The organism is Streptomyces sp. Ag109_O5-1, from assembly GCF_003814875.1.
GTDB lineage: Bacteria > Actinomycetota > Actinomycetes > Streptomycetales > Streptomycetaceae > Streptomyces > Streptomyces sasae.
In genome coordinates this window covers 7,038,258-7,061,039 of sequence record NZ_RKQF01000001.1, presented here as the reverse complement: position 1 = coordinate 7,061,039, position 22,782 = coordinate 7,038,258, and the positions used below count along the sequence as shown (strand labels likewise).

Annotated in this window: 21 protein-coding genes and 1 pseudogene; 8 read left to right on the top strand and 14 right to left on the bottom strand. The window is 69.9% G+C overall.

What is annotated here, in order from left to right; translation table 11 throughout:
- The first annotated feature begins 1 nt into the window (after position 1).
- The 5 genes from cbiQ (at position 2) to EDD90_RS32065 (ending at position 3,821) form a co-directional block, all read left to right on the top strand.
- Positions 2-763: a cobalt ECF transporter T component CbiQ gene (gene cbiQ, locus EDD90_RS32085; RefSeq protein ID WP_123976381.1), complete on the top strand. Its 762-nt coding sequence runs from the start codon at positions 2-4 to the stop codon at positions 761-763.
- On the top strand, positions 751-1,518 hold the full coding sequence (locus EDD90_RS32080) for an energy-coupling factor ABC transporter ATP-binding protein (protein WP_123976380.1): 768 nt from the start codon (positions 751-753) through the stop codon (positions 1,516-1,518). The genes cbiQ and EDD90_RS32080 overlap by 13 nt, the downstream gene beginning before the upstream one ends.
- Positions 1,519-1,571: 53 nt before the next feature.
- Positions 1,572-2,033: a MarR family winged helix-turn-helix transcriptional regulator gene (locus tag EDD90_RS32075; protein ID WP_123976379.1), complete on the top strand. Its 462-nt coding sequence runs from the start codon at positions 1,572-1,574 to the stop codon at positions 2,031-2,033.
- A gap of 175 nt (positions 2,034-2,208) precedes the next feature.
- Positions 2,209-2,613, top strand: a complete 405-nt coding sequence (locus EDD90_RS32070) for an organic hydroperoxide resistance protein (protein WP_221305212.1) — start codon at positions 2,209-2,211, stop codon at positions 2,611-2,613.
- 38 nt (positions 2,614-2,651) lie between these two features.
- Entirely contained in the window at positions 2,652-3,821 is a 1,170-nt protein-coding gene (locus EDD90_RS32065; protein ID WP_123976377.1) for a serine hydrolase domain-containing protein, read from the top strand.
- Positions 3,822-3,869: 48 nt separating this feature from the next.
- Here EDD90_RS32065 and EDD90_RS32060 read toward each other — a convergent pair whose 3' ends face one another.
- From EDD90_RS32060 to EDD90_RS32030, 7 genes and pseudogenes are all read right to left on the bottom strand, one after another.
- Positions 3,870-4,145 carry a DUF1876 domain-containing protein gene (locus tag EDD90_RS32060; RefSeq protein WP_123976376.1) on the bottom strand — a complete coding sequence of 92 codons (276 nt, stop codon included), beginning with the start codon at positions 4,143-4,145 and terminating at the stop codon, positions 3,870-3,872.
- A gap of 70 nt (positions 4,146-4,215) precedes the next feature.
- Entirely contained in the window at positions 4,216-5,097 is an 882-nt protein-coding gene (locus EDD90_RS32055) for an NAD(P)-dependent oxidoreductase (protein WP_123976375.1), read from the bottom strand.
- A gap of 171 nt (positions 5,098-5,268) precedes the next feature.
- Complete coding sequence (locus EDD90_RS32050; protein ID WP_123976374.1) at positions 5,269-8,028, bottom strand: alkaline phosphatase family protein; 2,760 nt, start codon at positions 8,026-8,028, stop codon at positions 5,269-5,271.
- A 13-nt stretch (positions 8,029-8,041) separates the two neighbouring features.
- The gene (locus EDD90_RS32045) at positions 8,042-9,391 is read right to left on the bottom strand and encodes an ABC transporter permease (protein WP_123976373.1); all 1,350 of its coding nucleotides are present in this window, start codon (positions 9,389-9,391) and stop codon (positions 8,042-8,044) included.
- Positions 9,388-10,338 (bottom strand): ABC transporter ATP-binding protein, encoded by a 951-nt coding sequence (locus tag EDD90_RS32040; protein WP_123981893.1) that lies wholly within the window; start codon positions 10,336-10,338, stop codon positions 9,388-9,390. The genes EDD90_RS32045 and EDD90_RS32040 overlap by 4 nt, the downstream gene beginning before the upstream one ends.
- A 177-nt stretch (positions 10,339-10,515) precedes the next feature.
- Positions 10,516-10,635, bottom strand: a pseudogene (locus EDD90_RS32035) (EamA family transporter); the annotation flags it as partial.
- Positions 10,636-10,659: 24 nt separating this feature from the next.
- A complete protein-coding gene (locus EDD90_RS32030; protein WP_123976372.1) occupies positions 10,660-11,421 on the bottom strand; it encodes a class I SAM-dependent methyltransferase in 762 nt (253 codons plus the stop codon).
- A 138-nt stretch (positions 11,422-11,559) separates the two neighbouring features.
- Here EDD90_RS32030 and EDD90_RS32025 point away from each other — a divergent pair, with 138 nt between their 5' ends.
- Both EDD90_RS32025 and EDD90_RS32020 read left to right on the top strand, forming a co-directional pair.
- Positions 11,560-11,826, top strand: coding sequence for a hypothetical protein (locus EDD90_RS32025; protein ID WP_123976371.1), 267 nt, complete (start codon positions 11,560-11,562; stop codon positions 11,824-11,826).
- An 11-nt stretch (positions 11,827-11,837) separates the two neighbouring features.
- Positions 11,838-12,569, top strand: a complete 732-nt coding sequence (locus EDD90_RS32020; protein ID WP_260328229.1) for a maleylpyruvate isomerase family mycothiol-dependent enzyme — start codon at positions 11,838-11,840, stop codon at positions 12,567-12,569.
- A 125-nt stretch (positions 12,570-12,694) separates the two neighbouring features.
- On the opposite strand, the gene EDD90_RS55740 is transcribed toward EDD90_RS32020, so the two are convergent.
- The 7 genes from EDD90_RS55740 to EDD90_RS31990 all read right to left on the bottom strand — a co-directional run bounded on the left by EDD90_RS55740 (position 12,695) and on the right by EDD90_RS31990 (position 19,199).
- Positions 12,695-12,832: a hypothetical protein gene (locus EDD90_RS55740; RefSeq protein ID WP_185149290.1), complete on the bottom strand. Its 138-nt coding sequence runs from the start codon at positions 12,830-12,832 to the stop codon at positions 12,695-12,697.
- A gap of 68 nt (positions 12,833-12,900) precedes the next feature.
- Positions 12,901-14,175 (bottom strand): VanZ family protein, encoded by a 1,275-nt coding sequence (locus EDD90_RS32015; protein WP_123976370.1) that lies wholly within the window; start codon positions 14,173-14,175, stop codon positions 12,901-12,903.
- 66 nt (positions 14,176-14,241) lie between these two features.
- Positions 14,242-14,634, bottom strand: a complete 393-nt coding sequence (locus EDD90_RS32010; protein ID WP_123976369.1) for a hypothetical protein — start codon at positions 14,632-14,634, stop codon at positions 14,242-14,244.
- Positions 14,635-14,863: 229 nt separating this feature from the next.
- A complete protein-coding gene (locus tag EDD90_RS32005) occupies positions 14,864-15,607 on the bottom strand; it encodes an EamA family transporter (RefSeq protein ID WP_123976368.1) in 744 nt (247 codons plus the stop codon).
- Positions 15,604-16,125, bottom strand: coding sequence for a YbaK/EbsC family protein (locus EDD90_RS32000; RefSeq protein ID WP_123976367.1), 522 nt, complete (start codon positions 16,123-16,125; stop codon positions 15,604-15,606). Before EDD90_RS32000 ends, EDD90_RS32005 begins: the two co-directional genes overlap by 4 nt.
- A gap of 131 nt (positions 16,126-16,256) precedes the next feature.
- Positions 16,257-18,473 (bottom strand): MMPL family transporter, encoded by a 2,217-nt coding sequence (locus EDD90_RS31995; RefSeq protein WP_123976366.1) that lies wholly within the window; start codon positions 18,471-18,473, stop codon positions 16,257-16,259.
- Between the two features lie 123 nt (positions 18,474-18,596).
- A complete protein-coding gene (locus EDD90_RS31990) occupies positions 18,597-19,199 on the bottom strand; it encodes a TetR/AcrR family transcriptional regulator (RefSeq protein WP_123976365.1) in 603 nt (200 codons plus the stop codon).
- Between the two features lie 167 nt (positions 19,200-19,366).
- Between EDD90_RS31990 and EDD90_RS31985 the strand changes: the two genes are divergently transcribed.
- Positions 19,367-22,768 carry a S41 family peptidase gene (locus EDD90_RS31985; protein WP_123976364.1) on the top strand — a complete coding sequence of 1,134 codons (3,402 nt, stop codon included), beginning with the start codon at positions 19,367-19,369 and terminating at the stop codon, positions 22,766-22,768.
- Positions 22,769-22,782 lie beyond the last annotated feature (14 nt).

Below are 22,782 nucleotides of genomic sequence, written 5' to 3'. Positions count from 1 at the left end.
GATGGGCTCGGGCCACGCGCACCGGCTCCACCGGCACGCGCACTCCCCCGTGCACGCGCTCCCGCCGCACACCAAGCTCGCCGCCGCCTTCGCCTTCGTGGTCGTGATGGTCTCCACACCGCGCGCGGCGATATGGGCGTTCGCGCTGTCTGCCGTGCTGCTCGCGTTCGTCGCACAGCACGCGCGCGTGCCCGCCGGCTTCCTGCTGCGGCGGCTGCTGATCGAGGTGCCGTTCGTCGCGTTCGCGGTGCTGATGCCGTTCGTGGCGGGGGGCGAGCGGGTCGATGTCCTCGGCCTCCCGCTCAGCGTGAACGGCCTCTGGGGCGCCTGGAACGTCCTCGCCAAGGGAACACTCGGCGTCGCCGCCTCCGTCCTCCTGGCGGCCACCACAGAGCTCCGTGAGCTGCTTCTGGGCCTCCAGCGGCTGAAGCTCCCGCCGCTGCTCGTCCAGATCGCCTCGTTCATGATCCGCTACGGCGACGTCGTCACCGACGAGATGCGGCGGATGCGGATCGCCCGGGAGTCGCGCGGGTTCGAAGCGCGGGGCGTGCGCCACTGGGGCGTGCTCGCGAAGTCCGCGGGCGCGCTGTTCATCCGCTCCTACGAACGCGGGGAGCGCGTCCACCTGGCCATGGTGAGCCGGGGGTACGCCGGTTCGGTGCCGGTCATCGACGAGGTGACCGCGTCCCGGGCCGAGTGGTCCCGCGCCTTCGCGCTGCCCCTGTCCGCCCTTGTCGTCTGCCTGTTGGGATGGGCCCTGTGACTGCTTCTCTGGAGGTCTCCGGCCTCGCCTTCGCCTACCCGGACGGGCACCAGGCCCTGTTCGGCGTGGACTTCACCGTCGCGCGCGGTGAACGCGTCGCGCTGCTCGGCCCGAACGGCGCCGGCAAGACCACCCTCGTGCTGCACCTCAACGGCATCCTGAGCGGCGGCACGGGCACGGTGACGGTGGCCGGGCTGCCGGTCGGCAAGCGGCACATGGCGGAGATCCGGCGCCGGGTGGGCATCGTCTTCCAGGACCCGGACGACCAGCTGTTCATGCCGACGGTGCGCGAGGACGTGGCGTTCGGACCGGCGGCGGCCGGTCTGAAGGGCGCGGAACTGGAGCCACGCGTGCGTGCCGCCCTGGACCGGGTCGGCATGGCCGGCTTCGCCGAACGCCCGCCGCACCACCTGTCCTTCGGCCAGCGCCGCCGGGTCGCCGTCGCCACCGTGCTCGCCATGGAACCGGAGATCCTCGTCCTCGACGAGCCCTCCTCCAACCTCGACCCGGCCTCCCGGCGCGAACTCGCCGACATCCTGCGCTCCCTGGACGTCACGGTCCTCATGGTCACCCACGACCTGCCCTACGCCCTGGAGCTGTGCCCGCGCTCCGTGATCCTGAGCTACGGCACGATCGCCGCCGACGGGCCCACCGGTGACCTGCTCTCCGACGACGCCCTGATGCGCGCGCACCGGCTGGAACTGCCGTTCGGCTTCGACCCGCGCGCGGCGGCCGCCGCGCGCCGTGGCATGTGACGCGTTTCCGTGACGGCCGTCCGCCGCCTCTCCGCGTCCGGGACAATGGGCGCGTGACGCATCAAGAGGACGCGGGACCGCCACGGCTGGACGACCAACTGTGCTTCGCGCTGTACGCCGCGCAGCGCGCGGTGACCGCCGCCTACCGTCCCCTCCTCGACGAACTCGGGCTCACCTACCCGCAGTACCTCGTACTGCTCGTCCTGTGGGAGCGGGGCGAGACCACGGTCAAGGACCTGGGCGGCGCGCTCCGTCTCGACTACGGCACGGTGTCGCCGCTGCTGAAGCGGCTGGAGGCGGCCGGCCTGGTGCGCAGGGAGCGCTCGGAGCAGGACGAGCGCTCGGTGCTCGTCGCGTGCACCGGGCGCGCGGAGGAACTGAGGGAGCGCGCGGCGCGCATACCCGGCGCCCTGCTCACGACGACGGGTCTGGGCGGGGCGGACGTGGCGCGGCTGCGCGAGGAGCTGCGGGAGCTCGCGGAACGGGCGGGCAGGGCGGCCTCCCGGCCGGCATAGCCGCCTCCTGTTACCCACGGTTTCCACCCCCCTGGTAATCCCAGGGCTTCCTACCGGTCGGTACCTTGTGCACGATGTGCTTGCACACATCTGTGTTGCCCACCACTGTTTCTGTCCTGGGGGAGGTCCCGCCGTGATCGAAGGCGCCACCGTCGACACCCGTCCGACGAAGATCATGTATGTCGCCGAGGCGACCGCGCACGGCGGCCGGAACGGGTATGTCACCAGTCAGGACGGCCAGATCGACCTCAAGGTGGCGATGCCGCCGGAGCTGGGCGGGGACGGGAACGGCACCAACCCGGAGCAGCTGTTCGCGGCCGGCTACAGCTCCTGCTTCCACAACGCCCTGATCCTCGTCGGCAACCGCGCGGGCTACGACCTGACCGGCTCCACGGTCGCCGCGAAGGTCGGTATCGGCCCGAACAAGCAGCGCGGCTACGGTCTCGCGGTCGCCCTCAGCGTCTCGCTGCCGGTGCTGGACGCGGACGTCGCGGCGAAGCTGGTGGACGCCGCCCACGAGGTGTGCCCGTACTCGAACGCGACACGCGGGAACATCGACGTGACGATCGTGCTTGGTTGAAAGGAGAACAGCGGCGCCGCCGAGCGAGGAGTACGGACGTGGACGTGAACGGCACAGTGGCCGAGGGCTTCGAGCCGGTCAGGGACGCGTTCGTGAAGAACTTCGAGCTGCTCGGGGACCGGGGCGCGGCGGTGACCGTGTACCGGGACGGGCACCGGGTCGTCGACCTGTGGGGCGGCGCCCGGGACTTCGACGGGGACGCCGGCCGGGCGCCCTGGGAACGGGACACCGCCCAGATCGTGCGCTCGGCGACCAAGGGCGTCGCCGCCGCCGTACTGCTGCTCCTGTGGCAGCGCGGGCAGCTGGACCTGGACGCTCCGGTGGGTGAGTACTGGCCGGAGTTCAAGGCGGCCGGCAAGGAGCGGACGTCGGTACGGCAGCTGCTCGCGCACCGTGCGGGCGTGCCGGTGCTGGACCGGCCGCTCACACCCGCCGAGGCCGCCGACCCCGATACCGGCGCCGCCGCGGTGGCCGCGCAGGCGCCGGTGTGGGAGCCGGGCACCGACCACGGCTATCACGCGCAGACCTTCAGCTGGCTGACCGGTGAGCTGGTGCGCCGGGTGACCGGGCGGGGCATCGGCGAGTGGATCGCGGACGAGATCGCCGGTCCGGTCGGCGCCGATCTGTGGCTCGGGCTGCCGAAGACGGCGCAGACGCGCGTGGGGCGCGTCGGGCCGGTGGCGGCGCCCGAGACCGCCGGCGCGCTGCGGACCCGGCCCAAGCGTGCCGTCTCCGAGGCGTACGCCGACCCCGGGTCGCTGACCCGCCGGGCGTTCGGCGCGATCAGCCCGCTCCCGGACGAGAACGACCCCGCCTACCGCGCGGCCGCCCTCCCCGCCTCCAACGGCATCGCCACGGCCGACGGCCTGGCCCGCTTCTACGCCTCCCTGATCGGCGAGGTCGACGGCGGCCGCCGTCTGTTCACGCCGGAGACCATGGAGCCGGCGCGCACCGAGCAGTCGGCGGGACCCGACCGCGTCCTGGTGATCTCGACCCGCTTCGGGCTCGGCTACATGCTGCACGGCAGCGCGTCCCCGCTGCTCTCCCCCACCTCCTTCGGCCACCCGGGCCGCGGCGGCGCGCTCGGCTTCGCCGACCCGGAGTCGGGCATCGCCTTCGGCTATGTCACCAACGGCTTCCGCAAGAGCGTGACGGCGGATCCGCGGGCGCAGGCGCTGGTGCGGGCGGTGCGCACGGCGCTGTCGTAACCGCCGAAGGCGCCCCCGCCCCGGCTCTCACCACCGCACCCGCGCCCCTCACACGTGGATCGGATGCGAGTGCCGCCCTGACTCCGCGTCGATCTCACCGTGTGCCTTGGTCAGCAACTGCATCGCCAGCTCGTTCAAGGCACGGGCGCCGGCGATCTCCTCGCCGACTCTCGGCTGATTGCTGTCGGACTCGTGACGGCTCGCATGGCCGTGCGCCCGTACCTCGGTACCGTCGGGCAGCCGGACCAGGGCCGCCGCGCGCGTGTGGGTGTCGTCCTCCAGGAACTCCAGCTCGACATGCCAGCCCACAGCGGTTTGCATCATGGGGACCACCTCCGGAATCGCTGCTTCCAGGGTGCTCCTCGGCGCCCGGGCCGTCACGTCGGGGGACCGGCTACTTGAGGTCGAAGCTGGCGAAGTAGGCGGCGGCCATGTCCTCGTCGGCGTGGCCCTGGGCGGCGGCGCGGGCGAACCGTGCGGCGGCCGCTTCCGCGACGTCCAGGCGGACGCCGTGGCTGGTGCCGGCGGCGACGATCAGCCGGGCGTCCTTGCCCGCGGTGTCCACCGCGAAGGAGGCCGGGGTCAGCCCGCCGTCTAGGATCAGCCCGGCCTTGGCCCGCAGGTAGCCCATGTCGAGCGGGCCGCCCGCGATGAGGTCGAAGAACTTCTGCGGGTCGACGTCGAGGGCCTGGGCCAGTGCCACGACCTCGCCGGTGGCCGCGGTGGCGGCGAGGACCCAGCTGTTGGCGACCAGCTTGAGCCGGGTGGCGGCGGCCGTCGCCCCGTCGTCGCCGGTCCACAGCGTGCGGGCGCCGACGGCGTCGAAGACGGGCGTGACCGTCTCCCGGCCCTGCTCGGGCCCGGCGGCCAGCACGGTGAGCTGTCCGGCCTCGGCGGGCTGGCGGGTGCCGAGGACCGGGGCGTCGTAGAAGACCAGTCCGTGCTCGTGGGCGAACGCGGCGAGCGCGGGGATCTGGTCGAGGCCCGCGGTGGTCGACTGGGCCCAGACGACCCCGGGGCGCAGCGCGGAGGCGGCCTCGCGCATGGTCTCCAGGGCGGTGTTGCCGTCGTACAGCATGGTCAGGACCGCGTCGGCGCCCTCAACGGCACCGGCGGGGGTGTCGGTGACCTGGGCGCCGTCGGCGGCGAGGGGCTCGGCCTTGGCGCGGGTGCGGTTCCAGGCGCGGACGGTGTGCCCGGCCCTGAGGAGGTTGCGGGCCATCGCGGCGCCCATGATGCCGGTGCCCAGCACGGCCACGGTCGGCTTGTCGGTCATGACGTCTCCCTGTCCTCGCCCTGTTCTCTCTCTGCTCTCGTGCGCTGCGCAGCAAGCTTGACGCACCGCGTCCCCCATGGCGCGTACCCCGCGGCGCGTGCCATCGGGCCGGAGAACGCGGGGAACCCCGGACCGGCGGCCCGGGGTTCCCTGACAGGAACGGACGCTGCGTCAGCCGTCGTTCTCCGACGTCGGGAGGTAGGCGCCCGGGACGTCGTTCGGTGCGTAGATCTTCTTGTCACCGGGGTACGCCTTGGCCCAGTTGTGGGTCTGGTACCAGGTGTAGCGGTTCATCTGCATGGCGTTCGCGTAGTCCGGAACGGCGTTCGGGCCGGTCAGGCGCTGGTGCGAGGCCCAGGTCTTCCACTGCGCGGCGACGGTCTTCTCGGCCGCCGGCACCGACACGGCCGTCGGCGCGGCCGCGGCCTCGGGGTTCTGGGCCGCCGGGGTGTCCGAGCCGCAGGTGGGCTGCGGGCTCACGCCGAGGGTCAGCGAGGTCCGGTTGGGCACCGCGGTGAACGGGGTGTCGTCGGCCTTCTGCGTGAACGCCCCGTACATCGGGGTGGCCGCGCTGTCGAGCTGGTTCATCGGGTGGATCCCGAGGATCTGCTCGATCGTGCGGACCATGGTGATCTGCGAGTAGTAGTGGTTGTCGACCGTGCCGTGCTTGGCGTACGGGCTGATGACCTGGACCGGGGCACGGTGGCCGTCGACGTGGTCGAGGCCTGCCTGGGAGTCGTCCTCGACGACGAAGATCGCCGAGTCCTTCCAGTACTTGCTGTGAGTGATCTCGTCGACCATCCGGCCGACCGCGAGGTCGTTGTCGGCGACCTCAGCGGCCGCGTTCGCCGGACCGCCGGTGTGGTCGTTGGAGAACCAGAACATGTTCAGGTTCGCCGGGCCGTTCTTCTCGAAGTCCTGCTTCCAGATCTGCTCTTTGTAGATGTCCGGGACGTTCAGGTCGAACAGCGGGAAGCCCTGCACCGCCACCTTGTTGAGCGAGGGGATCGCCGAACCCGTCTTGATCGGGTACTGGGTCTCGGCGCCGGTCGCGGCCATGGTCTTGCTGTCGCAGTACAGGTTCTGCCAGGTCGCACCGGCCGGTTTGGTCTCCAGCGACTGGAACTCGCCGAAGTCCTTGACGGACTTGCCGGCCGCCTGCGCGCCGGTCCAGATGAAACCGCTCTTCTGGTGGCCGAGGACGTCGTCCTCGGTGTCGTAGCTGCGCGTGTACTCGCCGGCCGACGACTCGGTGTACTCCGGGTTGTCGGACTGCATCAGCCAGTTGTGGCCCTCGGCGGAGTTGGTGCCGATGTCGTAGAAGTTGTCGTACAGCCCGAACTGCTCGGCCAGGGCGTGCTGGTTCGGCGTCACGTTCTCGCCGAACTGGGTGAGCGAGGAGTCGCCGTCGCCCTGCGGCATGTCGCCGAAGACCTGGTCGTAGGTCCGGTTCTCCTTGACGAGCAGGAAGACGTGCTTGATCGTCGACGGGTCGCCGATCCGCGTCGGGACCGCGACGGGTGTCGTGTAGCCCCTGCCCTTGGCCGTCTTCACCGAGCCGGGGGTCCAGCCGTTCTGCTTGAAGACCTTGACCGTCTGGGCCCTGATGGTGAAGTCGCTCGGCAGGGTGAACTGCGTCAGGCTCGACGTGGTGTCGTGGGTGTTGTGGCCGGCGGCGTCGGGGCGGCGGGCGTCCACGCCACGGGTGTTGGCGACGACCACCTGCTTGCCGGTGGCGAAGACCCCCGAGGGGTAGTAGTCCGTGGGGAGCAGGCCGACGTAGCGGGCGGGCTGCTGCGGGTTCGACGAGGTGTAGCGGTAGACGGCCACGGCGTTGGCGCGGCCGAGGGTCACCAGGAGGCGGCCGTCGTCGGTGAGGGTCACCGCGTTGGGCTCGTAGCCGACCGAGGCCTCGGGCCACGGCTGGGTGGCGATGGTCTGGACGACCCGGTCCTTGCGGCTGTCGATGACCGACACGCTGTTGTCGGCGGTGTTGGTGACGAACACCGCGCCGTTCTTCGCGTACACGGCGGTCGGGTGCAGGCCGACGTCGATGGTACCGACGGCCGCGGACGCGTCCGTGGTGTCGATGACGCTGACCGTGCCGGTGGTGCTGGCGCCGGTCTCCGGGTTCGCTACCACGTCGGTGCCGTACGAGTTGATGGTGGTGTCGCCGGCCTTGGCCGGGCGCCCGCCCTCGTTGCTGACGTAGAGCTTGCCGCCGACCAGGGCGAGGCCGCGCGGGGCGTTGCCGACGGCCCAGGTCTGCTTGATCGTGCCGGTCGCCGCGTCTATGGCGACCACCTTGTTCTGGCCGTTGACCGCGGAGTACACGGTGGAGCCGTCCGCGGAGAACACGGCCGCGCCCACCAGGGCCTGCTTGGAGCCGTCGGCCGCGATCGGAACGGCCGTCGGGGTGGAGAGGGTGCCGTCCGCGTTGACGGTGAACTTGGTGTAGCCGTTCGCCTGGCCCAGCCACAGCTGCTTGCCGTCGGGCGAGTAGGCCGGGCCCTCCTGGCCGACGGCGCCGCTGCTGATGCGCAGGTCGTCCGCCGCGTTGGTGCCGACCTTCTGCTTGACCTGACCGGTGCTCAGGTCCATGACGACGAGGGAGGCGTCGCCGTCGGCGATGGAGGCCGCGAGGTGGGTGCCGTCCGGGCTGACCGTCGACGACATGATCTTGCCGTCGTTGATGACGGTACGGCTGCCGTAGGGGTTGATGTACTGGTCGGCGGAGACGACCTGGCCGTTGGCGGTGACCTGGGCGACCTGCTGGGTGCCGAACTGGTAGGTCGAGGCGACCGCCGTGCCCGTGACGCCGAGGGCGACGGCGATACCCGTCGTCACCAGCAGGGTCCGGCGGCCGACGTGTCTGCCGAGGAGGGTGAACTGCTTCTTCTCACTGGTCCGACGCTGGCGGGTTACCTGCACGGAACTGTTCCCTTCAGTGGGTGTTCAGCAACTCGACGTTCCCGTCGAACTGCCACAGCGGATTCGGGGCGTCTCCGGTCGGGGTCCGTACAAGGAAGTAGCCGTTGACCTCCTTCGGACCGTCACCGTCGGCCACGAACCGCCCGTCTGAGGTGATGTCGAGCTGATAGATCGCCGTCCCCGCGACCGCGACACCGGGCAGATGCCAGCTGACGACGCAGCGCCAGTCGTTGCCCGCCCCTTCCTGGGCGGCCTGGCCGTCGCTCTTGGTGCACGCCGCCGTGGTGCGCAGCTGTGCCTCGGTGACGGCGGGACGGTGGAGTTGGCGGGTCTGCAGCCGGTAGAGGTGGGCGAAGGCGGTGGCGAGGGAGCGCTGGACCTTGCCCTGGTCGATGCCGGAGCCCGTCGACGGGGTGGCCACGGCGACCGCCCCCACGGTCACGACGGTCAGCGCGGCCAGCGGCAGCAGTCCGACGGTGAGCGCACGGCGCCCGTTGCCGTCGTAGGCCGGGTTGGTGAAGTCCCGTCGTACGAACAGCGCATAGGCCAGCACGGTGGCGAGCACGGCCCACGCCAGGGCGACCGCGACGCCGATCAGGAGCGGGGCGAGCTGGGTGGGGCTGGTGAACAGGCCGTTCCAGGAGATGAAGGCGTAGCCGGGCAGGGCGAGGCGCACGGCCACGGGCAGCGGCAGCATCTGGGCGACCGACAGCGCGAGCGCGACCACCGGGGGCAGCAGCAGCCCCATCGGGGAGCGGCCCAGCGCGACCGAGCCGAGGAGCCCGATCGCGGCCAGGGCGAGGGTCGGGGCGAGGGCCGCGACCCAGGAGAGCAGGACCCGTACGGCCGCGTCCCCGGGCGACAGCAGATGGCCGTCCAGTCCGACCAGGGGCTGGTTGCCGACCGCCACGAGTCCGCCGACCGCGCTGGAGACGGCCAGCCCGGCGACCAGCAGCAGGATGACGGTGAGGCTGGCCAGCGTCTTGGCCACGAAGATCCGCGCGGGCGAGCGGACCGCCACCAGCAGATGGCGCCAGGTGCCGAGCCGGTCCTCGGAGGCGAACACGTCACCGGCGACCACCGACGTCAGCAGCGGCAGCGCCCAGGTGCCCGCGAAACCGAGCATCACCAGCGGCCCGGCCCACCCCGTGGCATGCATCCAGCGGCCGAACAGCGTGTCGGCGGGCAGTGTGCTCTGCTGGCTCACCCCCGCGACGAACAGCGCCGGTGCGATCCAGCAGGCAAGCACCAGCAGCCGGATCCGCCACTGCGAGACCAGCTTGACCAGTTCGAAACGGTAGCCGCGCGACACCGGGACACGGCGGGCGGGAGCAACGCTGCTTTCGACTGCGACGGCGGTCATCGTCCGGCCTCCTGCAGCTCGGTGAGGGCGAGGAAGGCGGCCTCCAGCGGTGATACGACGGGAGCGAGTTCGCGCACCGCGACGTCCGACCGCACGACCTTCGCGACGAGTTCGTCCAGGGCGGGCACCAGCGCGCGTACGACGAGGACGTCGGCGTCCTGTCGTACGCCCGTGTCGTCGACGATCCGGATGCCGTCCGTGTCCGCGGCCAGCCGGCGCGCGGTGTCGGGGTCGGAGGTGCGCAGCCGGTAGTCGAGTTCACGGTTCTCGGCGGCCAGCTTGCCCAGCGGGCCGGAGAACACGACGCGTCCGGTGGCGAGGATGGTGACCTCGGAGCACAGTGCCTCCAGGTCGTCCATCCGGTGGCTCGACAGCACCACGCTGGTGCCGTCCGCGGCGAGCCGGGTGAGGACACCGTGCACATGGCGCTTGCCGGCCGGGTCGAGGCCGTTGGACGGTTCGTCGAGGACGAGCAGCCGGGGCCGGGTGAGCAGGGCGGCGGCGAGCCCCAGCCGTTGGCGCATGCCGAGGGAGAAGCCGCGGGTCTTGTCGTCGGCGACATCGGTGAGCCCGACCTCGCCGAGCACGTCGTCGATGCCCGACGCGCCCGCCGTGCCCGCGTCGAGGCCGCGGAGTGCGGCCAGCGCGGCCAGATTCTGCCGGGCGGTGAGGGAGGGGTAGAGGCCGGGCGCGTCCACGAAACCGGCGACACCGTCGGGGGCGGCGAGCGCCCGTTCGACCGGGGTGCCCAGGATCTCGAGCCGGCCGCCGTCGGCGACGGCCAGGCCCAGCAACAGGCCCAGCAGTGTCGTCTTGCCGGCGCCGTTGGGTCCGACCAGGCCATGGATCTGGCCTTGCGTCACATCCAGGTCGACACCGTCGAGTGCGACGACATCGCCGAAGGACTTGGTGATCCCTCGGGCCCGGACTGCGTGGAGTGTGTCCATGAGTCCCATGCGTCCCTTCTTCCGCAATCCGCAGGGACCTTATGGACGACACACAACCCGGCCACAGACGAATGGCTGAACGCCCGTCGAACGGTTCGTCAAAGCAACGGCAAGTCGGCCGAGGGCGAGACGAATTCCGGCCGAACCCGGGCGACGCACGGGCAACACCCGGACGCCCTAACCGGCATGCAGCATCAGCCCGATCCCGACGACCAGCAGCCCGGCCGCCGCGATACGGGGCGCCCCGAACCGTTCCTTGAAGAAGACCGCGCCGATGGCGGCGCCGACGATGACCGATGTGATGTGGACGGCTGCCCGGTGCTACGTACCTGCGATGAGCAGGCGGTATCCGTAGTCCATGCTCTGCTCGCGTACCAGGTCGGCGTGGCGGCGGTGCCAGGCGCCGGAGTCGAGGTCGGCGCGGAGTCGGGCGATCGCCGGCTCCACCACGGAGGGCGGCAGCTGGGCGAAGGTGGAACTGGCTCGCCGGATCACCGGATCGAGGTAGAACTCCGGACGACTCCAGTAGGCGCACTGGAAGCCGTCGGTGAAGTCGTGCGGGATGGGAAAAGGCGTCACGGTGTGCGCGTCGAGCGCGTCGGCGACCTCGGCCACAGGAGTGAAACGGGCATGGTCCAACTCACGGATCTCCGGCAGGTACTCCTCCAGCAGCCAGAGCTCCGGCCGGTGCGTCGGATCCCAGGTGAAGACGACCTGCCTGCGGGCCACGCGGCGCATTTCACCGAGTCCCCGGTTCAGGTCGGCCCAGTGATGGACAGTCAGGACGGCCATGGCAGCGTCGAAGGAACCGTCCGGGAACGGCAGGGCTTCGGCCCCTGCCCTCACCTTCTTCGCCCCCGGATGCTGGTCGAGCATGACCTGAGAGGGATCGACAGCTGTCACGTCGGCGTCCTCCGGCTCATAGGAACCGGCACCGGCGCCGACGTTGACAACGGCACAGGCGCCTTCCAGGGCCTGGCCGATCAGGGCGTTCAGGCGGGGATCAGGACGTCGGATTTCGCTGTATCCCCTGCCGATGCGGTCGTAGGTCGCCGACGGACGGTCGGCAGCGGCGGTGTCCATGGAACCAAGCCCAGCAGACCGCAGGGGCGATGGCCAAGGCTGTTGCACACACAGGCCGGAACGAGTCCCCGGGGCGGACATGACCGATACGGGAGGCGAGAATCCACACGCCAGAACAACAAAGCCGAGGGAGAGCCCGTGAACAGACCGGATCCGCGCCGCGCCACGGTCCTGTACGCGATGTCCGCGACCTGTGCCGCCATAGGCGCCCTGCTGTGGGTGCGCGGCCGGACCAGCACGCCCCCCAGGGTCTACGGTTCCTTCCTGGCAGCCGACTCCTACATCTCGTCAGCCTGGCAAGTGTGGTCACAGGCAGTGCCCGAAGAACGCCTTGGCCTCTACCTCGTCGCGGCCGGGCTGGTGCTGGCTGTGGCAGGGCGATTGCTCTCCGACCGGCGTGACTGAGCATCTCCGGGATGACGGCTTCTGCCACTGCACGAGTCCCGGCCGGTAGCTTGATCGGTATGGATCAGGGGCGGGTGGTCGAAGCGTTTCGTCTGGAGGCGAACGAGCTCGCGCGGGCGATGACCGGGGTCTCAACGGCCGAATGGAGTCTGCCGACACGGTGCGTGCCGTGGAATGTGAGTGACCTGCTGGCTCACATCCGGGTGGTGATCGCCTGGCTGCCGGGCATGCTGGCCGCGCCGGCACCGCCCCGTGCCGAGGTCTCGGCAGCGGAGTACTACCGGTCCGACGACCGCTTCGCTCCTGACACCAACGCGGCCCGGATCACCCTGGCCCAGGACCACGCGGCCACACAGCTCAACGGCGCCGCGCTCGCCGACGACTTCAACACCGTGTGGCAACAGGTGGACCGACTGTGCCGGACCGAACCCGAAGGGCGTGTGGTTCGCACCCGGCACGGCGATCCGATGCTCCTGTCGGAGTTCCTGCTGACGCGCGTGGTCGAGGTCGCCGTGCACGGCTTGGACCTTGCCGACGCCCTGGGGCGCGAACCGTGGCTGACCTCCCCGGCCGCTGATCTGGTGCAGGAACTGCTGCTCGGACCGGACGGAGCAGCCACAGTGGAGAAGCTGGGTTGGGATCAACTTCGCTTCCTGCACAAGGCCACCGGACGCGAGCCGATCTCCAAGGAGGAAGCATCGGACGTCAGCCGACTCGGCATCCGATGGCTCACGCTAGGGTGAGAACCCCGTCAACTGAGGCCAGCCCCTGACCGGAGTCGAGACCGGCGCGGAGCCGGGCGATCGCCGCCTCTACGACGACGGGCGACAGCTCAGCGAAGGTGGAACCGGCCCGCCGAACGGGCCGGTCAAGGTAGCACTGCCGGGGACGCAAGTAGGGCGATCTGGAAACCGTCGGTGAAGTCGTGCGGGACGGGAAAGGGCAGCACGGTGTGTGCGTCGAGCACGTCGGCAACCTCGGCCAGCGTGGCTGAAAACAACGCCAAAGGCACACGGTGAGCATGGCGTAGGGCCCGATTCGCGAATACCGCGAAGCCCTACCAGCAGTTGCGCCTCAGTTGGATTTTCCCGGTATCTCAGTGTCAGCGATCACAATGCCGGTCGAAGCGTCAACCGAGACATCGCTTTTACCGGTTCCGACGATCCAGACAGGCCTCCAAACATCGGAAACATTCTGCGCCAAGAGGAGGGACGCTTTAGGGGTCCGTCCTGTCTTCTGCTTTGCGATGCTTCGGGCCTTCGCCTCATCCACCGTGACCGTGGCCAGCTCAGGATCTTCAATCGTCCTGGCCGTGAATCCCATGACACGAGCAGTTGTTGTGATCGTGACATTCAGTCGCATCGGCATCATCACGCCATTAACGTACCGCCGGTAGGTGACGGTGTAGGCCCGGGTGGAGCCGTCTCCTATCGAGCGAACTACTCGCTTGCTCCCCGCCACATCCTCTGCGAACCACCGGCGCGCGAACTTGTCAGCCGCTGCGGCTACCTGGTCCTCGTTGAGGTTCCCCTCATCCCCCCGCGTGTTCGAAGACCAAGCGCTCTCCAAGGTCTTGTCGGGCCACCAACCAGAGATCTTGCCCCGATTGGTCCGGACACTGATTCGCAGGCGGTCACCGTGCTTATCGGTTTCAGACTGCTGTACCTCCGTGCCGCTACCGAAGATTCCCTGAGCCGCGACAGTGATCCATTCGTTGGCTTGAACGGAGGATTCCGCAAGACTGTGGGTCCGGCCGTCCTGCGCAACGACATCCACCGGCTTGATCCGATCGTGGAACACTCCCGCCATACCCAGGGCACCCAGCGTTGCGAGGGCAACACCCCATACGAGGTCACGAGCAGGCTTACCCGTCGTCTGGCCCCGCCGGTACAGCCATACGGCACCGATAGCAGCGCCCAACACAGCGCCGGTCCCGTTGGCCACGAAATCAGTAGCGCTGCATGCGCGGCCGAGGTTGCCCAAGGCCTGGGTCAGTTCCACTGCCGCGCTCAAAAGGCCGAACGCCGCCGCGACGGTAACCGGCCGCCTGAACAACAGGACAGCCAGGAAAGCGCCGGGAGCGAAAAGGGCGATGTTCAACAGAGAACCCGCCGACGTAAAAAGATGGATAGGTGCTCCGGTGTCACACTGTCCCGGCTTCAGGCCGGCGTTGCCCGCGAGTAGGGTCACGGCGAGAATGCCCGCCAGGTACACCGCCAGCGCGGTTCGCAGCGGCCAGGACTTGCCGCGAGCTTTCGCCACCAGTGCCGTCGGGAGGCCGAGCAGGACGGCAAGTATCAGGAAGGAGACAACCAGGCCTGGAACGGCTGCGATGGACGCTTCAATCACGTGATGACCTTACGGGCACGACGCCCAGGGATTGAGACTTGCTCCCTGGGCATCGCACCACAGTAGTTAGCAGACGTCGACGGGCGGCGTGTAGTAGTCGCCGGTGCTGGCCTTCATGTATCCGACGATGGTGCAGTCAGGAACGGCAGCCTTGCTCTTACCGCCCCAACTGTGCGACGCCGTCTGCCCTGATTTGATCGTCTTCGCCGTGTCCAGGTACAGAGAGTCTCCGGTGGTCATGCCGAGTTGAATCGACACGCTACTGCCACCAGTCTTCTTGTAAGTCGTGGAGGAGTAGTACAGGCTGCAGTTCGCAGAGACATCGCAGCCGTCCTGAGCGAAGATGCTCAAGGTCCCGTTCTGCAACGATGTGCTCTTCGTACCGAACGCGAACGCGCTCGTTCCCGTCATGACGAGCGCACCCGTCATGGCAGCAACCACCAGCTTCTTGCTCAACATGGTCGTTCCCCCCTCGTGGTCAAAATCAGCTCTCTGGCGTGATCCAAAGATCAACAACCCAAAGGAGGGCAAGCATTGCCCCATTGTTGAGTCCACATCAATTATGAGGATGTCTCGAAGCAGTAGTATCGGATGGCTTGATCAACTTGGTTCGAGGCGTAGACGGACGGCGGAGGGGACTGCAAATAACCGCGACCTGTGACCTCTGAACAGCCAAGTTATTACTGCATCAGCACGGGTTGACCGACGACTCGCGCAGGGCGGCGATCGGTGCGAGTTCGGCGCGGGTCTGGGCCCAGAGGACGAGACCGTAGGCGAGTACGGAGAGGGCGGCGCCGAACAGTCCCAGGGCCGCGAACGGGCGCGCCGTGGTGATCAGTTCGCCGTGTCTGCGGTACAGGGCGTAGCCAGGGATCACCAGGCCCTGGAGGGCCATCAGCCAGGCGATGTAGCCGACGGAGGAGCCGGAGGCCCGTACCCCGAGGCCGTCGATGACCGTGTACGCGGCGATCGACAGGCCCGTGGCGAGGGCGGCCCCGATCGCCGCCCAGTCGGGCCGGCGGCCGCGCAGCCCCCACAGCGCGACCCCGGCGAGCCCGGCGCAGGACACGGCGATCCCCGCGGCCGCCGGGGCGTCGGGCACCTCGTGCGCGAACACGGCGGCGAACAGGGTGACCAGCAGCGGTGCGGTGCCGCGCGCGATCGGGTACGCCTGCCCGAAGTCGCCGAGCCGGAAGGAGAGCATCAGCAGCGCGAAGTACGCGACATGGACGACCGAGGAGGCGATCAGGTACGGCCATGCGGCCGCCGCCGGGACCGCGGCGAACGGCATCAGGAGCAGCCCGATCAGCACCCCGCCGGCGGCGATCAGGGAGGAGCCGACGAGTTTGTCGGTGATCCGGTGGGCGATCGCGTTCCAGCCGGCGTGCGTGACCGCGGCGACCAGGACGGCCGCGGTGACCAGTGGGGTCACGCGGAGGGCTCGCGCACGTCCACGACCGTGGCGCCGGCGTGCGTCACCAGGGCGGCGGGCGCGATCGGGAAGACAGCGTGGGGGTTGCCGGCGGCGGCCCACACCGTGCCGTGCCGCAGCAGCGCCCGGTCGGCGAGCACGCGCGTGCGGGTACGGTGCCCGAACGGCGGCACGCCCCCGATGGCGTACCCGGTCGTCTCGCGTACGACGTCCGCCTTGGCCCTCGTCACCTTCTCGGCGCCGAGTTCCTTGCGGACGAGTTCCACGTCGACCCGGGAGGCGCCGTCCATCAGCACGAGCACCGGCACCCCGTCGGCCGCGAAGATCAGCGACTTGCAGATCTCGCTCAGCTCGCAGCCGACCGCCACGGCAGCCTCGGCGGCGGTACGGGTCGCGTCCGGGAAGCGTCGGATGCGGGAGGTCAGCTCCCCCAGTCCCAGCTCCGCGAGGGCCGCGGCGAAACGGGGGTGGGCGCCGGAATCCCCGGCATCGGCGTCAGTGGCGGCTGTCGTCGTCATACGGGGCACGCTAGCCAGGGGGACACGGCGACTGCGAGCGGATAACGCGCGTTCCCGTGCGGGAACGAGGAAGCCGGTGAGGGCGCCCCGTCCCCACGGACCCTCACCGGCGGTCTGTCATGCGCCATGCGTCAGGCGCGTACCAGTTCCCGGTCCTCGTCGTCCTTGCCGGCCGCCCGGTCGGAGGCGGTGCGCAGGCCCTCGCCCTCGACGTCGACGTTGGGCAGGGCGCGGTCCAGCCACTTCGGCAGCCACCAGGCGCGCTTGCCGAGCAGGGCTAGCACCGCCGGGACGATCGCCATGCGGACGATGAACGCGTCGAAGAAGACGGCGATCGCGAGGCCGAAGCCGATCATCTTGATCATGGACTCGCTGGAGGTGATGAAACCTCCGAAGACGGACATCATGATGACGGCGGCGGCGCCCACGACGCGCGCGCTGTGTCGGAAGCCGGTCACGACGGCCTGGCCCGGCGTCTCCCCGTGGACGTACGCCTCTCGCATCCGGGTCACGAGGAACACCTCGTAGTCCATCGCGAGACCGAAGACCACGCCCACCATGAAGATCGGCATCATCGACATGATCGGGCCGGTCTGCTGGACGCCGAGCAGGCTGCCGAGCCAGCCCCACTGGAAGACCGCGACGACGGCGCCGAGCGCGGCGAGCACGCTGAGCAGGAAGCCGAGAGCCGCCTTCAGCGGGACGAGGACGGACCGGAAGACCACGATCAGGAGGAGGAAGGCGAGGCCGACCACCAGGGCCAGATACGGGACCAGCGCGTCGTTGAGCTTCTGCGAGAAGTCGATGTTCATCGCGGTGGTACCGGTGACCAGCACCTTCGCGCCCGTGTCGGCCTTGATGCCGGCGCCGTTGTCCCGGATGACGTGTACCAGGTCCTCGGTCTGCACGGAGGACGGCTTGGACGACGGGATCACGGTGATCGTCGCGGTGTCGCCGGCCTTGTTGAACGTCGCCGGGGTGACGGTGACGACGTCCTTGAGGCCCTTGATGTCGTCGGCGACCGTGGTGGCCGCGGCCTTGGGGTGGTCGCTGTCCTTGGCGTCGATCACGACCACCAGGGGACCGTTGAAGCCGGGACCGAAGCCCTCCGACAGGAGGTCGTAGGCGCGGCGCTGGGTGGTGGACGTCGGCTGGGAGCCGTCGTCGGGCAGGCCGAGCTGGAGTTGGGTGGCCGGGAGGGCGACCGCGCCCAGGCCGACCACGCCGAGCAGCAGTACGGCGGCCGGGCGGCGGACGACGAAGCTCGCCCAGCGCTCGCCCAGACCGGGCTTGCCCTGCTTGGCGTGGCCCTCGGTCTTCTTGCGGCGCTTCTCGCCGGCCGGCTTGACCCGCTTGCCCGCGTAGCCGAGCAGGGCCGGGATCATGGTCAGCGCGATCAGGACGGCGACCACGACCGTGCCGGCCGCCGCGAGGCCCATCTTGGTGAGCATGGGGACGCCGACGACCGAGAGGCCCGCCAGCGCGATCACGACCGTGAGGCCCGCGAAGACCACCGCCGAACCGGCGGTACCGGCCGCCCGGCCGACCGCCTCCTCGCGGTCCCGGCCCTCGGCCAGCTCGCCGCGGTAGCGGGAGACGATGAACAGCGCGTAGTCGATACCTACCGCGAGACCGATCATCAGCGCCAGCGTGGACGTGGTGTCGCCGAGGTCGAGCGCCTTGGCGAGCGTGGTGATGGTGGAGACGCCGATACCGACGCCGATGATCGCCGTCAGCAGCGGCAGTCCGGCCGCGACCAGCGAGCCCAGGGTGATGACGAGGACGACGGCGGCGATGGCGAGGCCGATGACCTCGCCGGCCGCCCCTGCTTCGGCTCCGGCCTGCAGCGCGTCACCGCCGATCTCGACGGTCAGCCCGGCCTTCTGCGCATCGTTCCCGGCCGCCTTCAGCGCGTCGCGGGAGGAGTCCTTGAGCTCCATGCCGGACACGTCGTACCGCACCGACGCGTAGGCGACGGTGCCGTCCTTGCTGACGGCGTGCGTCTTGAAGGGGTCGGCGACGGAGGTGACCTCGGAGCCGTCGGCCAGCTTCTTCACCGTCTTCTCGACGGTCGCCTTGTTCAGGGTGTCGGAGATCTTCTCCCCTACGGGGGCCTTGAAGACGACCCGGGCGGTCGCACCGTCGGCGCTGGAGCCGGGGAAGCGCTGTTCCAGCAGGTCGAAGGCCTTCTGGGCCTCCGTGCCGGGGATCGAGAAGGACGTGGAGCCCGCGGCGGGGGCATTGGCCGCGCCGACGCCGGCGAGGGTCAGCAGCGCCACCCATATGAGGGCGACGAAGTGCCGTCGCCGAAAGGCGAACCGGCCCAGCTTGTAGAGCAATGTGGCCACGAGGGCGTACTCCCGGTCAGGTCGTGGGGTTTTCAGGGCAGGGGTGATCAACCCGGTGGGGGCAGGGCTGATCGGCCCGACGACGTGAGCGGAGACGTCAGGTGGGCTGGCTGCGGGAAATCGTCAGCGCGTGGTCACGCCGAGGGCGGGGAGCACCACGGCGTCGATGTACGACAGAAGGAAGGACTGCGTCGGCGGCTGCTCGTCGATCAGCGAACGAGCGGCGAACCCGCCGATCATCATGTGCATCACGAAGTCGATCGCCGGGTTGTCCGCACGGACCTCACCCCGGACGATCGCGCGCTGCAGCACACTCTGGAACTCGGCCATCTCGGGCTCGATCAGATGCTCCTTGAACGCCGTCAGGAGATCCGGGTTTCCGTGGATCGCCATGGCGAGGCCCCGCATGAGCGCGGAGTTCTGCTCCATCTCGCAGTCGTCCGAGCGCATGGTGAGGGCGTGCAGATCGCCCCGGAGGGAACCGGTGTCGATCTCGCCCAGCCGGCCGCCCGGCTTGTTGTACCGCACCGCCTTGGCCACCAGCTCGGCCTTTCCGCCCCACTGGCGGTAGAGGGTGGCCTTGCTGGACTTGGTGCGTGCGGCGACGGCGTCCATGGTGAGGGCGTCGTAGCCGACCTCGCGGAGCAGGTCGAGCACGGCCCCGTACAGCTCGGCCTCACGCTCGGGCGTGATCCGACTGCGACGCGCCGTTGCGACCTCAGCCATGCCACTCACCCTTCCCTGCTCCATCGGCATCTTCTTGCGTACACCATGAAGATACCCTGAGATCTATAGAAACGAAACCGTTTCGTACGTGTGCTCTCTCACGTACTTTCGAGACAGGTGCGCCCCCACGAGTTGCTGGGCCCCTGCGGCCGGAAAAGCATGGGGAGGTGAGCTATCTGCGCCTGCCGCATCTCCACGGCGACCTGTTGTGCTTCGTGGCCGAGGACGACCTCTGGCTGACCTCGCTCGACGCCCCGGGCCGCGCCTGGCGGCAAACCGTCGACCGCACCAAGGTCGGCCACCCGCGTTTCTCCCCCGACGGCCGCCGGGTCGCGTACACGAGCTGGCGCAGCCTGGTGCCCGAGATCCACCTGGTCGACGTGGACGGCGGGCCCGGACGGCAGCTGACGTACTGGGGCAGCGCCGACACCCAGGTGTGCGGCTGGACTCCGGACGGGGACATCCTCGCCGTCGCCTCGCACGGACAGCCGTTCTCCTATTTCACCTGGGCCTACAAGGTCTCCCCCGACGGCGACCCGGGCCGCAAGCTGCCCTGGGGACCGGTCTCCGACATCCAGGTCGCCGACATCGAAGGCGAGCGCAGGACCCTGCTGCTCACCGGCACCCCGCCGCACGAACCGGCCGGCTGGAAGCGCTACCGGGGCGGCGCCATGGGCCGGCTGTGGCTGCACGGGCAGCGGCTGCTCGACGGCATCGGCGGCCATCTGTGCGCCCCCATGTTCGTCGGCGGCCGGATCGCCTTCCTCTCCGACCACGAGGGCGTCGGCAACCTCTACTCCTGCGCCTACGACGGCTCCGACCTGCGCCGGCACACCGACCACGACGCCTTCTACGCCCGGCACGCCTCCAGCGACGGCACGCGCGTGGTGTACCAGTGCGCGGGCGACCTGTGGCTCGTCGACGACCTCGGCCCGGACGCGGCGCCGCGCAGGCTGGACGTACGGCTGTCCGGGCCGCGCGCCGGGCGCCGCCCCTACCAGGTACCGGCCGCCCAGCACGTCGACGGCGTCTCGGTCGACGAGACGGGCCGGGCCAGCGCCGTCGTCGTACGCGGCAGCCTGTACTGGCTCACCCACCGCGACGGCCCGGCGCGCACGATCGCGGACACACCCGGGGTACGGGTCCGGCTGCCGGAGATGCTCGGCTCGACCGGGCAGATCGCGTATGTCACGGACGCCGGGGGCGAGGACGCGGTCGAGATCGCCTACCTGCCGCGGGCGACCGGCGACCGTCCACCGCGCCGGCTGGCCTCCGGACAGCTGGGCCGCGTGCTGGAACTGGTCTCGGACCCGCTGGGCGAACGGCTGGCGGTGGCGGCACACGACGGGCGGCTGCTGCTCATCGACGTGACCGAGGATGCCGACGGCGTCGAGGCTTCACTTGATTCACTTGATTCCGCCGATCTCGTTGATCATGTTGATCCCGTTGATTCCGTCGACTCCATTGATGGCATTGACGACGTTGACGATGTTGATACCACCGAGGCTGACGACATTGACTCTTCCGACGGCACAAGCTCCGGCGGCGTGGTCACCGAGTTGATCCAGTCAATCAATGGTCCGGTGCGGGATCTGGCCTTCTCACCGGACGGGTCATGGTTGACCTGGTCGCATCCGGGCATCGGCCGTTCGCTGCGGCAGATCAAGATGGCCCGTATCAGCGACCGGCACGTCATCGACGTCACCAACGGCCGCTTCGAGGACGAGAACCCGGTCTTCACCCGCGACGGCCGCTATCTCGCGTTCCTGTCCTGGCGCGGCTTCGACCCGGTGTACGACGTGCACACCGGCGACCTGTCCTTCCCGCTCGGCTGCCGCCCCTACCTGGTCCCGCTCTCCTCCGCCACCCCCTCCCCCTTCGCCCTCAGCCCCGACGGGCGCCCGGCGGCCGGCGGCCTGGACCCCGTCGAGGACGAGGAGCCCGGCGAGGGCGGCGCGGTGACGGTCGAGGTGGAGGGTCTGGAGAGCAGGGTGACCCCGTTCCCGGTCACCGCCTCCAAGTACTCGGCGATGTACCCGGTCGCGGGCGGCGGTCTGGTCTGGCTGCGCTGGCCGATCTCGGGCGCGCTGGGCGAGACCTTCGTCAACCCGGCCGACACCAGCGGCCGGCCGACCCTCGAGTACTTCAACATCAGCAAGGCGAAGAAGTCCGAACTGGTCGACCACCTCGACTGGTTCACGGTCAGCGGCGACGGCAGCCGGCTGGTCGTGGTCGACGAGGGCGAGCTGCGGGCCGTCCCGTCGACCGAGTCCGGCGACGGCGACACGACCGTCTGGATCGATCTGCGCCGCATCCTGCACGAGGTCGACCCGCCCGCCGAGTGGCGCCAGGCGTACGCCGAGGCCGGCCGCCTCATCCGCGACTACTTCTGGGACCCCGGGATGTGCGGCATCGACTGGGACGGGGTGCTCGACCAGTACCGCCCGCTGGTCGAACGGGTCGCCTCCCCCGACGAGTTCGCCGACCTGCTGCGCGAGGTCCTCGGCGAACTCGGCACCTCGCACGCCTATGTCACCCCTGCCCGGCGCAACGAGGGCCCGCCGCACTACCAGCGCCTCCAGGGCCTGCTCGGCGCCAACTTCGTGCACCGGGACGGCGGCTGGACGGTGCAACGGATCCTGCCCGGCGACTCCTCCGACTCCAAGGCGCGTTCCCCGCTCGCGGGCACGGGCATCCGCGAGGGCGCGGTGCTCACGCACGTGGACGGCCGGCCGGTGGATCCGCTGACCGGTCCGTATCCGCTGCTCGCCGGGGCGGGCGGTACGACGGTGGAGCTGACGTTCACGCCGGGCGAGGGCGAGTCGGGGCCGCCACGCCGGGTCGCCGTCCTCCCCCTGATCGACGAGCGGCCGCTGCGCTACCAGGACTGGGTGGCCAAACGCCGTGCGGTGGTACGGGAGGTGAGCGGCGGCAAGTGCGGCTATCTGCACATCCCCGACATGGGCGGCTCGGGCTGGGCCCAGTTCAACCGCGATCTGCGCATGGAGGTCTCACGCCCGGCGCTCATCGTCGACGTGCGCGGCAACGCCGGCGGCCACATCAGCGAACTCGTCGTCGAGAAACTGACCCGGACCATTCTCGGCTGGGACCTGACGAGGAACGCCCAGCCGGTGTCGTACGCCTCCAACGCCCCGCGCGGCCCGATCGTGGCCCTCACCGACGAGGCGACCTCCTCCGACGGCGACATGATCACGGCCGCGATCAAGCTGCTCAGGCTCGGCCCGGTGGTCGGGCAGCGGACCTGGGGCGGAGTCGTCGGCATGACCGGGCGGCACCGGCTGGGCGACGGCACGGTGATCACGGTGCCGATGAACGCGGCCTGGTTCGAGGACTACGGCTGGTCCGTCGAGAACCACGGTGTGGCCCCCGACGTCGAGGTCCTGCGCACCCCCCTGGACTGGGCGGAGGGCCGCCATGTCGAGATGGACGACGCGATCCAGCTGGCCCTGGACCTCCTGACCACCCACCCCGCGGCGCTCCCGCCCGACCACAGCGAGGCCCCGGACAGGTCCCGCCCCAAGCTGCCCCCACGGCCGACGGCCACGTGAGCACAGCCTCGGCC